This window comes from Gemmatimonadaceae bacterium (genome assembly GCA_035533015.1).
GTDB lineage: Bacteria > Gemmatimonadota > Gemmatimonadetes > Gemmatimonadales > Gemmatimonadaceae > JAGWRI01.
Genome location: DATLUQ010000048.1, coordinates 14,455 through 29,587, shown reverse-complemented (window position 1 = coordinate 29,587; position 15,133 = coordinate 14,455). Strand labels below are relative to the sequence as shown.

General features: G+C 69.5%; 11 protein-coding genes. 7 read left to right on the top strand and 4 right to left on the bottom strand.

All coding sequences use genetic code 11. The features are described from left to right. From VNF92_09700 to hrpB, 3 genes are all read right to left on the bottom strand, one after another. Positions 1-470: permease prefix domain 1-containing protein (locus VNF92_09700; GenBank protein ID HVA58151.1), on the bottom strand; the 470-nt coding region annotated here is incomplete at its 3' end. A 3-nt stretch (positions 471-473) separates the two neighbouring features. Then, positions 474-827, bottom strand: a complete 354-nt coding sequence (locus VNF92_09695; protein HVA58150.1) for a PadR family transcriptional regulator — start codon at positions 825-827, stop codon at positions 474-476. Between the two features lie 149 nt (positions 828-976). Next, positions 977-3,487 (bottom strand): ATP-dependent helicase HrpB, encoded by a 2,511-nt coding sequence (gene hrpB / locus VNF92_09690; GenBank protein ID HVA58149.1) that lies wholly within the window; start codon positions 3,485-3,487, stop codon positions 977-979. A gap of 56 nt (positions 3,488-3,543) precedes the next feature. Between hrpB and VNF92_09685 the strand changes: the two genes are divergently transcribed. Both VNF92_09685 and VNF92_09680 read left to right on the top strand, forming a co-directional pair. After that, positions 3,544-4,734: an alanyl-tRNA editing protein gene (locus VNF92_09685; GenBank protein HVA58148.1), complete on the top strand. Its 1,191-nt coding sequence runs from the start codon at positions 3,544-3,546 to the stop codon at positions 4,732-4,734. A gap of 25 nt (positions 4,735-4,759) precedes the next feature. Then, a complete protein-coding gene (locus VNF92_09680; GenBank protein ID HVA58147.1) occupies positions 4,760-7,807 on the top strand; it encodes a hypothetical protein in 3,048 nt (1,015 codons plus the stop codon). A 101-nt stretch (positions 7,808-7,908) separates the two neighbouring features. Here the strand turns inward: VNF92_09680 and VNF92_09675 are convergent, their stop codons facing one another. Then, positions 7,909-8,718 (bottom strand): DUF4097 family beta strand repeat-containing protein, encoded by an 810-nt coding sequence (locus tag VNF92_09675; protein HVA58146.1) that lies wholly within the window; start codon positions 8,716-8,718, stop codon positions 7,909-7,911. Positions 8,719-8,926: 208 nt separating this feature from the next. On the opposite strand from VNF92_09675, the gene VNF92_09670 reads away from it, so the two are divergent. The 5 genes from VNF92_09670 (at position 8,927) to VNF92_09650 (ending at position 15,063) form a co-directional block, all read left to right on the top strand. Next, positions 8,927-10,171, top strand: a complete 1,245-nt coding sequence (locus VNF92_09670) for a PQQ-dependent sugar dehydrogenase (protein HVA58145.1) — start codon at positions 8,927-8,929, stop codon at positions 10,169-10,171. Positions 10,172-10,312: 141 nt separating this feature from the next. Further along, positions 10,313-11,455, top strand: coding sequence for a transaldolase (gene tal, locus VNF92_09665; GenBank protein ID HVA58144.1), 1,143 nt, complete (start codon positions 10,313-10,315; stop codon positions 11,453-11,455). A 13-nt stretch (positions 11,456-11,468) separates the two neighbouring features. Continuing rightward, complete coding sequence (gene pyk, locus VNF92_09660; GenBank protein ID HVA58143.1) at positions 11,469-12,896, top strand: pyruvate kinase; 1,428 nt, start codon at positions 11,469-11,471, stop codon at positions 12,894-12,896. After that, on the top strand, positions 12,893-13,672 hold the full coding sequence (locus VNF92_09655; protein ID HVA58142.1) for an MBL fold metallo-hydrolase: 780 nt from the start codon (positions 12,893-12,895) through the stop codon (positions 13,670-13,672). The genes pyk and VNF92_09655 overlap by 4 nt, the downstream gene beginning before the upstream one ends. Positions 13,673-13,674: 2 nt before the next feature. Next, entirely contained in the window at positions 13,675-15,063 is a 1,389-nt protein-coding gene (locus tag VNF92_09650; GenBank protein ID HVA58141.1) for a glucose-6-phosphate isomerase, read from the top strand. The last annotated feature ends 70 nt before the right edge of the window (positions 15,064-15,133 follow it).

The following is a 15,133-nucleotide window of genomic DNA, read 5'->3' as shown; positions in this document are numbered from 1 at the left end:
CCCTCCTCCGCGACGTCGAACGGCACATCGATTTGGTTGGCGACCACCAACTGCTCCGGATGCACGAACGGCAGTGGCCGCAACATCGCCGCGTCTACCGCGCTGAACATCGCCGTCGTCGCGCCAACCCCGAGCGCCAGCACCACCACGACCGTGACCGTGAACCCTGGCCGCTGCCTGAGCCGCCGCAGCGCGTAGGCCACGTCCTGGCCCAGATTTCCGAACGCCTCGATCCGCAAGCTCCGCTTGAGCCGGCGCCCGTCATCGCGCCTGAGCCGCGCCCTGATCGCGTCCGCGTCCCCGAATCGCGCACGCACGGTCTCCGCGACGTCGGACTCGGACTTTCCCTCGGCGCGCAGGTCGTTTTCGAGGCGCGCGAGATGGTCGGTGAGTTCGTCGTCCACGTCGGCGCTCACGTCGGGGCCATGAAATCGCAGGTAGCGCCGCCACATCGGTTCGGGCTTGCGCATCGCTCACCCCTCGGCCGGCGCCGCCGGCCCCCCCGCTACGAGGGCGGCTGCCATGGCCTGGGCAAACCGTGTCCAGGCGGCGGTTTCCTGCCGCAACTGCTTCCGACCGGCCGCGGTGATCGTATAGAAGCGCGCCCGGCGGTTGTTCTCGGAGAGCCCCCACTCGGCTTCAATGAGCCCGCGCTCCTCGATCCGGTGGAGGGCCGGATACAGCGTCCCCTCCTCGACCTTCAGCGCCTCACCGGTCGCCCGTTCGATCCACCGGGCCACTCCGTAACCATGCACCGGCCCCCAGCTGACGGCCCGGAGAATCAGCACGTCCATCGTTCCCCGCAGGATGTCCACCGAATCTTCCATCGCATCCTCCCTGGTGTTCCTACGGGAAAGTGCGACCGCTTCCATAGAAACGCAAGGGGACATGGGGCGCGGACGCGCAGCCACCGTATGAAACCGACACCAATCGCAAGTGAGCACCGGCCGGTCACGATGGGACCGGCTACCCGAGATCAGCTTCCCCGCGGCTTGACCCGCCGCGTCGGCTCGGCCACCAACGGATCGTCCGGCCAGTAGTGCTTGGGGTACCGCCCGCGCAGATCCTTCCGCACGTCGAAGTAGCTGCGCTGCCAGAAGCCGGCCAGGTCGGTGGTCACCTGCACGGGCCGCCGCGCCGGCGACAACAGATGCAGCGTGAGCGGCACCCGGCCGCCCGCGATGCGCGGCGTTTCCGCGAGCCCGAACATCTCCTGCAACCGCACGGCCAGCACCGGTGCCTCCGGTGCCGCATAGTCGATGGCGATCCGCGATCCCGTGGGCACGGCCACGTGCGTAGGCGCGAGGGGGTCGAGCGCCGCGCGTTGCTGCCAGCTGAGCAGCCCGAGCACCGCACCGGCCAGGTCGAGCTTGCGCACGTCGTCCCCGCTGCGGGCGCCAACGAGCAGGGGAGCCAGCCAGCGGTCGGCCGATGCGGCCAGTGCGTCGTCGGACAGGTCGGGCCACGCCCCGTCCACGGTGCGCAGGAACGCCACCCGCTGCCGCACCGACCGGGCGTCGTCGCTCCACGGCAGCGCCGCCACACCGCGTCGCATCAGTTCGCCCGCCAGCACCTCGGCCACGCGTGCCGGGTCGGGCGCGCCCACCCGGGCTTCGCGGAGCACGATCGCGCCCAGTCGCGTCACCCGCTGCGCCCGCACCATCTGGCGGTCGCCATCCCAGGAATATACATCTTCCGTAATAATCTGGCCGGCGAACAGGGCCTCCACCTCGGCGGGGGCCAGCGCGGCGGCCATGTAGATGCGGCTCTCCGGCTGACGGCCGTCGGTCTCGGCGACCGCGAGAAATTCCGCGTCGCCAAAGGCACCGGCGTCGCCGAGCACGGCGCCCTGGCCGCTGCGTAGCAAGTAGCGCGTGCGCTGCCCCGCGCGGCGCTGTGCGACCCGGTCGGGATAGGCGAGCGCCAGCAGCGCCCCGACGCTCGGCGGATCGGCGCCCGGCCGCTTCGCCACGCCTTCGAGCTGGGTACGCCACCGCCGAGCGAGGTCCCGCACCTGCCGCGCCGCGCCGCCGTCCACCCGCACGCCGGCGACGTGCGCCAACCCGTCGCGCCCGCGCATGGCGTCCACCCGCAGCGCGAAATCGGCCGGCGGCGGGCCGCCCTCGCCGCGCAGGACGTCGCGCTCCTCGAGCAGCGCCGCCACGGTCGCCGCGAGATCGGGGTCGCCCCACTCGCTTCCCACGAGCATCAGGTGGGCGAGCCGCGGATGGGTGCCGAACTCGCCCATCCGCTTGCCGTGCGCCGTGAGGCGCCCCGCAGCGTCGAGCGCGCCCAGTTCCGCCAGCAGCTCGCGCGCCTGACGGAACGCTGCGGCGGGCGGCAGATCGAGCCAGCGCAGCTCGGCCGGATCGACGACGCCCGCGGCCGCCAGTTCCAACGCTACCGGCGCCAGGTCGGCGTTCAGGATCTCCGGCGAATCGTGGGGCACGAGATGATGTTCCTCGTGCTCCGCCCACAACCGGTAGCACAGGCCCGGTCCTACGCGGCCGGCGCGCCCCCGGCGCTGATCGGCCGACGCCCGCGACACGCGAACCGTCTCCAGCCGCGTCATGCCGGTGCGCGGAGAGAACGCCGGTACGCGCGACAACCCCGCGTCGATCACCACGCGCACGCCTTCGATCGTGAGGCTCGTCTGGGCGATGCTGGTCGCGAGAACGACTTTCCGCTCGCCAGGCGGGCTGGGCTCGATCGCCCGATCCTGGTCGGCCGCCGGGAGATCGCCGTACAGCGGGAGCACGGAGGAGGGTAGGGGCGTCGGAGCGTGAGACAGCGACTCCGCGACCCGGCGGATCTCGGCGGCCCCGGGAAGAAACACGAGCACATCGCCTTCACTGTCGCCCAGCGCGCGCACCACGGCCGCTACGACGTCCTGTTCCAGGCGCGCATCGGCGCGGCGCGGCAGATGGTGCGTGGTCACCGGGAACGCACGGCCCTCGCTCCGCACGATGGGCGCTCCCCCCAGCAGCTCGGAGACCGGGTCGCCGTCGAGCGTGGCCGACATTACGAGAATCCGCAGGTCCTCGCGCAGCAGCAGTTGCGTCTGCAGGGCGAGCGCCAGTCCGAGGTCGGCGTGCACGCTGCGCTCGTGAAACTCGTCGAAGATCACGAGCCCGACGCCGTCGAGCCCCGGGTCGTGCTCGAGCCGGCGGGTGAGAATCCCCTCGGTCACCACCTCGACGCGGGTGCCGCGTCCCACGCGCGATTCGCCGCGCACGCGGAAGCCTACCGTCTGCCCGGGCGCCTCACCCAGCGTGCGGGCCATGAAGCGGGCCGCGGCTCGGGTGGCGAGGCGGCGCGGCTCGAGCATCACGATCGTCCGGCCGGCCAGCCAGGGCTCGTCGAGCAGGGCGAGCGGCACCCGCGTGGTCTTGCCCGCGCCGGGGGGCGCCTGCAGCACCGCGCTGGCGTGTACGCGCAGCGCCGCGCGGAGCGCGGGAAGGGCTTCGTCGATGGGCAGGGATTTCACGGAATGCGCGGCCGGCTCTTCAAATTGGGTGGCCCGGGGGGAATGTTTAGAGCGCCATGACGATCAGGCTCTACTACAACGATGCATATGCGACCGACTTCGACGCTACGATCGTCGAGGTGGCCGGCGACGGTCGACGCGTGTATCTCGATCGCACGGCGTTCTACCCCACGTCGGGCGGACAGCTCTTCGACACCGGGACGCTCGGTGATTGTCGGGTGGTGGACGTCATCGATGAAGATACCGGGATCGCCCACGTCCTCGATGCGCCCATGGCGCGGACGAGCGGCGCGGTCCATGGGCGGGTGGACGGGCCGCGTCGCCTGGACCACATGCAGCAGCACACGGGGCAACACCTGCTCTCGGCGGTGCTCGAGGATCTGTTCGGATGGAAGACGGTGAGCGTGCACTTCGGAGACGCGGTCTCCACGCTCGACGTCGACGCCGGCATCACGCCCCGGACGCGACTGACAGCGGCCGAGGATCGCGCCAACGCGCTGATTGCCGAGAACCGGGCGGTATCGGTGTCGTTCGAAAACGCGGCGCAGGCCGCCGCGCTGCGCAAGCCGTCGGACCGCGCCGGCGACATCAGAATTGTGACCATCGCCGACGTGGACCGCAGCGCCTGCGGGGGCACCCACGTGCGGGCCACGGGTGAGATCGGGGCGGTCCTGCTGCGGCGCACGGAGAAGGTAAAGCAGGGCACGCGCATCGAGTTCGTGTGCGGATTGCGGGCCGTGGCGCGTTCGCGCGCCGACTACGCAGCGCTGGCAGGGATCGCGAACCTGGTGTCGAGTTCGGTGGACGACGCGGCGGGCGTGGTCGAGGCGCGCCTCGCGGCGGGACAGGAAGCGGAGTCGGTGCGGCGGAAGCTGGCGCGCGAGTTGGATGCGTATCATGCGCGGGAGCGTTACGATTCCGCGCCCGCCGATGGCCGCGGCGTGCGGCGCGTGGTGGAGGTGCGGGCCGCGGGCACGCTCGACGAGCTGCGAGGGCTGGCGCACGCCGTGTGCGCGCTGCCGCGCGCGGCGTTCGTGGGAGCGGTGACGGGCGAGGGGGAAGGGGCGGTGATCGTGGGAACGTCGGACGATTCGGGGCTCGTGGCCGGTGCCGTCCTCAAGGCGGCGCTCGGTGCGGCGGGCGGACGGGGCGGGGGATCGCCGCGGATGGCGCAGGGCGCCGTGGCGGCGGCTCATCTGGATACGGTGATACAGGCGGTGCTGGGCGCATGGGACGGCACGTCGTGAACGTGGACACCAACGAGGAATGCCGATGATCGGACGGATTCTGCGCGGCGCTGCGGCGCTCGCACTGGCCACCATGTCGCTGCCGCTCGCGGCCGCCGCGCAGCGGGCGACGTACGATTCGGCGCTGTGGGCCGGCATGCGGTACCGGATGATCGGGCCGGAGCGGGGCGGCCGCGTGACCGCGGTGGCCGGCGTGGCATCGGAACCGCGGACCTTCTACATGGGCTCCACGGGGGGCGGGGTATGGAAGACCACCGATGCGGGGGCGAGTTGGCAGAACGTGTCCGACGGCTATTTCGCCGTGGCGTCGATGGGCGCGCTCGATGTGTCGCTCTCGAATCCGGACATCGTGTATGCGGGCACGGGGTCGTCGAAGATCCGCAGCAACGTGTCGATCGGCCGGGGCGTGTACAAGTCCACGGACGCCGGTCGCACGTGGGAATTCGTGGGGCTCAAGGAGGTGGGGCAGATCGCGACGATTCGCATCAACCCCACCAATCCCGACATCGTGTACGTGGCGGCCGGCGGCAATCCGTTCGTGCCGAGCGTGGACCGCGGCGTGTATCGCACCACCGATGGTGGACGCAGTTGGAAGAAGATTCTCTACGTGTCCGACAGCACGGGCGCGGCCGATCTCGAATTGCAGCCGGGCCATCCCGACGTGGTGTTCGCGAGCATGTGGCACGGGCAGCGAAAGCCGTGGACGATCGTCAGCGGCGCGCGCGAGGGCGGCATCTACAAGAGCACCGACGGCGGCGACACGTGGGTGAAGCTGGGGGGCGGGCTGCCCAACCAGCTGTTCGGCCGCAGTAACGTCGCGATCTCCAACGCGGCGCCCGATCGCATCTACGCGCTCATCGAGGCCAAGCCGGGGGGTGGGCTCTATCGATCGAACGACGCCGGCACCACCTGGACGCTGGTGAACGGGGATCCGGAACTGTTGACGCGCCCGTTCTACTACAACACGTTGGGCGTGGATCCCGCCAATCCCGACATCGTCTACGTCGGCGATGAGAACTGGTTCAGGAGCACCGACGGTGGCAGGACGTTCCGCACCGAGCGCACGCCGCACGGCGACAACCACGACCTGTGGATCAATCCGACCAACTCGGATTACATGATCCAGTCCAACGACGGCGGCGCCAACGTGTCCACCGACGGCGGCCGCACCTGGAGCACCCAGCTCAATCAGCCCACGGCCGAGATCTACCAGGTGGCCGTGGACAGCCAGTATCCGTATCGCGTGTATGGGGCGCAGCAGGATGACAACACACTAATAGTGCCGAGCCTGCCGCTCGGCGACGGGCAGGATTGGCGCAGCGGTCCGGGGTGCGAGACCGGTCCGATCATGCCCAACATCGCCGCGCCCGACACGGTGTACGGCGGGTGCAAAGGGCAGTTCAGCCGGCTCAACCTCACCACCAACAACGAGGAGCAGTACTGGGTGGGCGCGCAGTCGCTGTACGGCAACGGAGGCGCCGACCTCATCTACCGGTTCCAGCGGGTGGCGCCGATGGAGGTGTCGCCGTTCGATCAGAACACCGTGTACTACGGGTCGCAGTACCTCCACCGCTCGCGCGACGAGGGCGTGACCTGGCAGCGCATCAGTCCCGACCTCACGTGGGACCCCAAAGGCGAGCCGCAGGAGGCGAGCGGTATTCCGATCACGCGCGACGCCACGGGCGAGGAGGTGTACAGCACGCTGTACGCCATCCGCGAGTCGCCGGTGCAGCGCGGGGTGATCTGGACCGGCTCCAACGACGGCGTCGTCTCCGTGACGCGCGACGATGGCAAGACCTGGACCAACGTGACGCCCAAGGGGCTCGCGCCCGGCGGGCGCGTGCAGAACATCGATCCGAGCGCGCACCACGCGGGCACGGCCTACGTGGCCATCTATCGCTACCTGCTGGGCGACTTCGCGCCGTACCTCTACCGCACCGATGACTTCGGCAAGTCGTGGACGCGGCTCACCGACGGGAAGAACGGCATTCCCGGCGACTCGCCCACGCGCGTCGTGCGCGAGGACCCCGACCGGCCCGGGCTGCTGTACGCGGGCACCGAGTTCGGAATGTACGTGTCGTTCGACAACGGCGGGCACTGGCAGTCGTTCCAGATGAATCTGCCGATCACGCCGATCACCGACATCAAGGTGGCGCACAACTCGCTCGTCATTTCCACGCAGGGGCGTTCGTTCTGGGTGCTCGACAACCTCTCGCCGCTGCACCAGCTCACCGACAAGGTGGCATCGTCGCGGGCGTACCTCTTCAAGCCGGAGCGCGCGGTGCGCCACGGCGCGCGGGGCGGCTTCGGCGGCTTCGGCCGCACCCCCGGTCCGGAGTATCCGGCCATGGGTGCGCAGATCGACTACTACGTCGGCGCCGAGCCCGGCGCCGATATCTCGCTCGACGTTCTCGACGCGAAGGGCGACGTGATCAGGACCTTCACGAGCGCGGCGCCGGCCGGCGGACCCGCGGGCCGCGGCGGCCGCGGCGGATTCGGCAGGCGCGGGGGAGCCCCGGCGACGCTCGACAAGACGCCGGGCATGCACCGCTTCACGTGGGATCTGCGCTACCCGGGCCCCTGGGAGAGCGCGTCGCGTCCTGACGGTGGCAACGGGCCCATGGCGGTGCCGGGCCGGTACGCGGTGCGGCTCACGGTGGGCGCGTATACGGCCACCCAGCCGTTCACGGTGATCGAGGATCCGCGCGTGACCAGGGACGGGGTGACCACGGCCGATCTGCGCGAACAGTTCCAGCACAACGTCCGGGTCCGCGCGCTGGTGAGCGATGTGAATCACCTCGTGGCGCGTGTGGAGGCCGCCCAGCGGCGGCTGGGTGGCGCCACCGGCGCCGCGGCCGATACGCTGGCCAGGGTGAACGCCCTGGCCGCCGAGTTGATCACGCCAGCGATCCGTTACAGCAAGCCCGCCTTGCAGACGCACATCACATATCTCTACAGCATGACGAATATGGCGGATCAGAAGATCGGGCGCGATGCGATCGAGCGGTATGGGGTGTTGCGGAAGGAACTCGATCAGCGGATCAAGGAGGCGGATCGGGTGCTGGGGAAGTGAACGGCGATCTGACGGCGGCGCTCTGACCACGACCGGCCGTGAGCCATCAGCAACGGCTCACGACCGGCTCGTGAGGTGGGGCAGGGTTCCCGATGTCTGCGTCACCTGCTCCTGATCGTCACTCCCCCATTCACCGTCGTCGCCCGAATCAACGGGCCGCCCGTGCCCAGCGTCGTCGTGATGCGCCGGCCGAACGATCCCTGCACGGTGATCGGGAAGCCGATGTTGACCGCCCCGTTGGTCGTGCCGGTTTCGAGCCGCGCATTGTAGTCGCGCGGAATCTCCAGGGTCACGCTGCCGTTGGTCGTGCGGAGATCGAGTCCCGCCCCCAGCCACGTGGTCCCGTCCAGCATCGCGCTCACGCCGCCATTGGTCGTCTCGGCGTGCACGTCGCCGCCCACGTTCGTCAGATGGATCCCGCCGTTCTCGGTCGTGAGCGTGAGCGGCGCATGGATGCCGTCCACCGCCACGCCCCCGTTTCGCGTGCTCACGTCGAGGCCCGACGTGCGCGGCACGTAGAGGTCGTAGCTCACCGACCATCCCTGGTGCCGGCCGGCGGACGGGCCGTCGGCCTGCACGTGCGACGCATTCACGTCGATCCTGATCCGGCCGCCGATATCCTTGGCGTCGGCGTCGTCGTCGCCATTGGCCTGGATCTTGGCCACGACGAGCATGGACGCCTTGTCCCAGCCGAACACGCTCACGCCGCCGTTCGGGCCGGCGTCCACGCGAATCGCGCCGGCGGGGGTGTCGACGGTGAAATTGCGCACGTCGCAGTATCGCGCGCGGTTGCTCCAGCTGTGCGCGCGGCAGTCGTTGAGCCATTGGGTGGCGCGGTCCTGCTGCGCGTGCGCGGGACTTGCCAGGGCGGCGCCCAGGACGATCGCCGCCAGGACGGGTGTGCGTTTCATGCCGCTCTCCGGGAACAGGGTGTGGGGGATGGTTGATCCTGGGACACCGGCCGGCGCCTTGCGGTTTGAATACTGGAGGTAGGACGGTAGGAGAGTAGGACGGTGGACTCCGGAGTGCAGGCTCCCGTCCCACTGTCCAACTGTCCTACGGTCCTACATTTTGTTGAAGCGCGCCTGGAATTTCACGCTCGACCGGAGCTCCCATCGCATGAAGACCTTCACCCTCGCCCTCCTCGCCGCCCTGGCGCCGCTCGCCGCCGCGGCACAACACTGTGCGCCGAACAGCGCCGGTCTCCAACTTCCAAAGGGCTTCTGCGCTACGCTCTTCGCCGACAATGTGGCCGGCGCGCGCCACATGGTGGTCGCCGCCAATGGGGACGTATTCGTGGCGGGGAGGGGCGGGCGGGGGTTCCCACGCGGTGTCACCGCGCTGCGCGACACGAATCACGACGGCGTAGCCGACGAGCGCTCGGCGTGGGGCGAGTTCGGTTCCAGCGAGGTCCGTCTGTTCGAAGGTTATCTCTACGTCGAAGACGGGACGGGTGTGCTCCGCTACCGCATGCCCACCGGGCAGATGCAACCGTCGGGCCCGCCGGACACGGTCGTGAAGGACCTCCCGGCCGGCGGCAACCATCCGCTCAAGACGTTCGTGATCGACAAGAACGGGGTGATGTACGTGAACGTCGGGACGGCCACCAACGCCTGCCAGCTGCGCGACCGGCAGAAGGCGGTGCCCGGCATCGATCCGTGCGTGGAGCGCGAGACCCGGGGCGGCATCTGGAAGTTCGACGCCCGGAAGCTGGATCAGACCCAGCCGATGGGGGAACACTATGCCATTGGCATTCGCAATTCGGTGGGGATGGACATCGACCCGGCAGACAACACGCTGTGGGTCATGCAGCATGGCCGCGATCAACTCAACCTGTGGCCGGAGTACACGGACCAAGTGAGCGCCGAGTCGCCGGCCGAGGAGCTGATTCACGTGAAGGAGGGCGGCGACTACGGGTGGCCGTACTGCTACTTCGACGTACCCAAGCACGAGATGCTGCTCGCGCCCGAGTATGGCGGCCATGACGACCGCCAGGGCCGCTGCGCCACCGTGCTCGGGCCGGTGGCCACCTTCCCCGCGCACTGGGCTCCGAATGGCCTGCTCTTCTACCGCGAGGGCAACTTCCCGGCTCGCTACCACCACGGCGTCTTCATCGCGTTCCACGGATCGTGGAACCGCGCGCCCGAGCCGCAGGCGGGATACCGGGTGGTGTTCCAGCCGCTGCGCGGCAATCGCCCGGATGGCGCGTACGAGACGTTCGCCGGCGGATTCTTTGCCGGCGGAAAGTTCACCGCACTGGGCGGGCGCCCCACGGGCCTGGCCGAGGGGCCCGATGGTGCGCTGTACATTGCCGACGACCAGCACGGCCGCGTCTGGCGTGTGGAGTACGTCGGCAACCGCTGACACCGCACGCCATTCGGCGGGACTCGCTCGCGCAACATGGCCGCGCGGCGGTGGGGCCACGGTGACGGCCCCGCGCCGCGCGAGGTATGTTGAACAGCGTGGGCGTGCCCAATGCCGCCCGACCTCCAGCACGAGCAAGCCATGACCGCGAACAGACTCCAGCAATTGCACGACGCGGGCCAATCCATCTGGCTCGATTTCATCGAGCGCGCCATGCTGCATAATGGCGATCTCGCGCGCCGCATCCCGGGCGACGCGCTCACCGGGATGACGTCGAATCCGACGATCTTCGAGAAGGCCCTCGCCGAGGGCGACACGTATGACGCACAGATCCGCGAGGCGGCGGGTGATCTGACCGCGCAGCAACTCTTCGAATTGCTGGCCACGACCGACGTCCGCGACGCCTGCGACGCGTTCGGCGGGGTCTACGCCGGCACGAAGGGCGGCGACGGCAACGTTTCCATCGAGGTCTCGCCCAGCCGGGCGCACGACGCCGCCGGCACGATCGCCGAGGCACGCCGCCTGTGGAAGACGGTCGGCCGGCCCAACGTGATGATCAAGGTGCCGGGCACCGTCGAGGGCGCGGCGGCCGTACGCCAACTCATCGGCGACGGCATCAACGTCAACATCACGCTCCTGTTCGCGATCACCGCGCACGATCGCGTGATCGACGCGTATATGGCGGGCCTCGAGGACCGCGTGGCGGCCGGCAAGCCCATCGACGGCATCACGTCGGTGGCCAGCTTCTTCGTGAGTCGCGTGGATACGGAAGTCGACTCCCAATTGGAAGCGCTGGTCAAGTCGAATCCCGGCAAGCCGGCCGCGCAGCTCAAGGCGCTGCAGGGCAAGGCGGCGGTGGCCAACGCCAAGCTCGCCTATGCGCTGTTCGCCGAGCGGTTCAAGGCCGATCGCTGGCGCGCGCTGGCGGCCAAGGGCGGCCGGCTCCAGCGGCCGCTGTGGGCCAGCACGAGCACCAAGAACCCGGCGTATCGCGACGTCATGTACGTGGAGGACCTGATCGGGCCCGACACGGTGAATACCATGCCGCCGGCCACGATCGAGGCGTTCCGCGACCACGGCGAGGTGCGGCGCACGGTGGACGATGATCTCGACCGCGCCAGGCAGGAACTCGCCGCCGTCGAGGAGGCGGGGGTGTCGATGCGCCAGGTGACCGACAAGCTGCTCGCGGACGGCCTGGACAGTTTTCAGAAGTCATATGACACTCTCATCGCCGGGCTGGCCAGGAAATCGCAGCAGCTCGGCCGCTCCCTGGCCGCCCGTTGAGGAACACCGCCCCGTGACGAGCCCTCCGCCTCTCCCGAAGGGATTCAGCAGCACGAAGATCGTATGCACGCTGGGCCCCGCCACCGCCACGCCCGAGGCCCTTCGCGGTCTCATCGACGCGGGGATGAACGTGGCCCGGATCAACTTCTCCCACGGCACGCACGAGCAGCACGCGGAGACGGTCGCGCGCGTGCGCCGCGTGGCCGACGAGGCGAACCGGCCGATCGCCATTCTCGGCGACCTGCAGGGGCCGCGCATCCGGATCGGGGATCTGGCGCAGCCGTTCGAGCTGCGCGAGGGCGCCGAATGGGTGCTCGTCCCGGAAGACAGCGCGGGCGTTGGCGAGATCCCCGTCACGTACAAGCGGTTGGCCGACGACGTCGGCGATGGCGACCGCATCCTGGTGGACGATGGCCTGCTCGAACTGGTCGTGCTCGAAGTGAAGGGGCGCAAGGTCCGGGCGCGCGTGCTGCACGGTGGGCTCCTCAAGAGTCACAAGGGGATGAACCTGCCGGGCGTGCAGGTGTCGGCGGCCTCGATCACGGACAAGGACCGCGAGGACGTGCAGTTCGCCATCACGCAGGGGCTCGAATACGTCGCGCAGAGCTTCGTGCGCCGCGCCGCGGACATCACCGAGTTGCGGGGCCTGCTGCCGCGCGATCTCCTCATCGTGGCCAAGATCGAGAAGGACTCGGCGCTCGAGAACATCGAGAGCATCGTGCGGGCGTCGGACGGGGTGATGGTGGCCCGCGGCGATCTGGGGGTGGAACTCCCGTTCGAGGAAGTGCCGTTCGCGCAGAAGCGCATCATCGCCATCGCCAACAAGCTCGGCCGTCCGGTGATCACCGCCACGCAGATGCTCGAGTCGATGATCACGCATCCGCGCCCCACGCGCGCCGAGGCCAGCGACGTCGCCAATGCCATCCTCGACGGCACCGACGCCGTGATGCTGTCGGCCGAGACCGCCGCCGGCGGGTACCCGAGGCTGGCCGTCGAAGCGATGACGCGCATCATTCACGAGATCGAACGGCAGCGCGGGGCGCAACCGCGTGAGGCGTGGCGCGAACCGGGCGGCGAGGTGTCCAACGAATTCGCCATCGCCGCGGCCAGCGCCGCGGCGGTGAGCATGCTCCGCGCGCCGGTGCTCATCGTGTTCACCAAGAGCGGGTTCAGTGCGCGCATCGTCGCTTCGCAGCGCCCCAACGTGCCGATCCTCGTCCTCACCGACATCCCGCGCACCTACCGCCAACTCTCCCTGCTGTGGGGCGTGATCCCGGAACTCGTGCCGCACTGCGATACGTACGAGGCGATGGTGCAGGTGGCCCTCAACGTCGTACGCCGGCGCGGCCTGGCGCAGAAAGGCGACCGCGCGATCGTCACCGCCGGCGTACCGTTCGACGTGCCCGGCACCACCAACACGCTCAAGGTGGAGACGGTGTGAAGCTCACGTTCCTCGGGACCGGCACGAGCTTCGGCGTGCCCCAGCTGGGCTGCCACTGCAAGGTGTGCGCCTCGGCCGACCCGCGGGACAAGCGTACGCGCGTGGGCGCGGTGGTGGAGGGGCAGGGCGGAACGCGGCTGCTGCTCGATACCCCTCCCGAACTGCGGCTGCAGCTCATCGCCGCCGGCATCGACCGCGTGGACGCGGTGCTGTTCACGCACGATCACGCCGATCACACGCACGGCATCGACGACATCCGCGCCGTGTCGGTGCGCCGCGACGGCCCCCTGCCGTTCTACGGCTCCGACGAGACGCTCGCCAGCGTGCGCGCCAAGTTCGGCTACGTGTTCGACGAGACGGCCCGGCCGCTCCCCGGAACGTCCAAGCCCGAAGGGCGGGCCATCGTGTTCCGCCACGGCGAATCGTTCGTCGTCGGCGGCGTCGAAGTGCTGCCGTTCGCGCTCCCGCACGGGCGGGTCACCGTCACCGGCTTCCGCATCGGTGACCTCGCGTACATCACCGATGCCAAAACCGTACCGCAGGAAGTGCTCGAACAGATCGTCGGCGTGAAGGTCCTCGTCGTCAACGCACTATTCCGCACCGAGCACCCCACGCACCTCAGCATCCCCGAGGCGATTCGCGTGGCGCGCCAGGTGGGGGCCGAACGGACGTATCTCACACACCTCACGCACGACAACTTTCACGCCGATCTCGAAGCGGAACTGCCGCGCGGCATCACCCCGGCCTTCGACGGCCTCACCGTGAGGATCGATTGACCATGGCCATACACATCGATTACACGAACATGCTGGCCGGCGCGGTGTCCGGTGGCATTCCCACCGACGCGTGGGAAGCCGCTGCACGCGACTTCGCCGCCACCCACGCCGCCGTCAGGCAGCTGCGCGGCACCGGCGTGCTGGGCTTCCTCGACCTCCCGCGCGACAAAGCGCTGCACGATCAGTCGCGCACCTTTGCCAAAGGCACCCGGGGCAAGTTCGATGACCTCGTGCTCCTCGGCATCGGTGGGTCAGCCCTTGGCCCCATCGCGTTGCACCAGGCGCTCAATACGCGGGACTGGAATACCCTCGCGAAAAAGGAGCGGCGCGGCAAGCCGCGCCTCCACGTGCTGGACAACGTCGATCCCGGCACGATCGCCCACGTCATGGCGCGGGTGAAGCTCGACCGCACGCTGTTCCTCGTCATCTCCAAGTCCGGCGGCACCGCCGAGACGATGGCTCAGTACCTGATCGTGCGCGGCGCGCTGAACGCGCAACTCGGCGACCGGGCCCGGGAACACCTCGTGTTCGTCACGGATCCCGAGAACGGCGCGCTGCGCGACATCGCGCGGCACGAACGCGTGGCGGCGCTCGACATTCCGCCCAACGTCGGCGGGCGGTTTAGCGTGCTCTCCCCGGTGGGCGTGCTTCCGGCGGCGCTGCTCGGCATCAAGACCACGCCGCTGCTCGCCGGCGCCGCCGACATGGAGAAGCGGTGCCGCGCCGCCACCCTGCGCGAGAACCCGGGCGCCGTGTTCGGCGTACTCCAGTGGCTGGCCGACACGCGGGCGGGGCGCGGCATTCACGTGCTCATGCCGTACTCCGATCCGCTGCGCGACATTGCCGCCTGGTTCGTGCAGCTGTGGGCCGAGAGCCTGGGCAAACACCGGATTCCCGGCGACGCCGGCGTCGGGCCCACGCCGCTCGCCGCGCACGGCGCCACCGACCAGCACAGCCAGGTGCAGCTGTTCATGGAAGGGACCCCCAACAAGACGGTGAGCTTCGTCCAGGTGGCGGAACATCCGGTGGACGTGGCGATCCCCAAACTGCATCAGGACGTGCCCGAACTGGCCTACCTGGGCGGCCACCATCTGGGCGAGTTGATCGACATCGAGCGGCGCGCCACGGCGGGCGCGCTGGCCCTGCGCGGACGTCCCAACCTCACCATCCATCTCGACCACGCCGACGAATGGCACGTGGGCGGGCTGATGATGCTCCTCGAGGTCGCCACGATCTACGCCGGCCAATTGTACGGGGTCAATGCGCTCAATCAGCCCGGGGTTGAACTTGGCAAGCAGTTCACCTACGCCATGCTCGGCCGCGCCGATGCCGAGGCGGCCCGCCGCGAGTGGGAGACGCTCCCCAAGCCCGATCCGAAGACGTTCGTGTAGAGCTCCCGCTTGAATCGGCCCGCGAACTGGGCGAACTTGAGACTACAGATCGACCTCCGGGCCCCGGGGG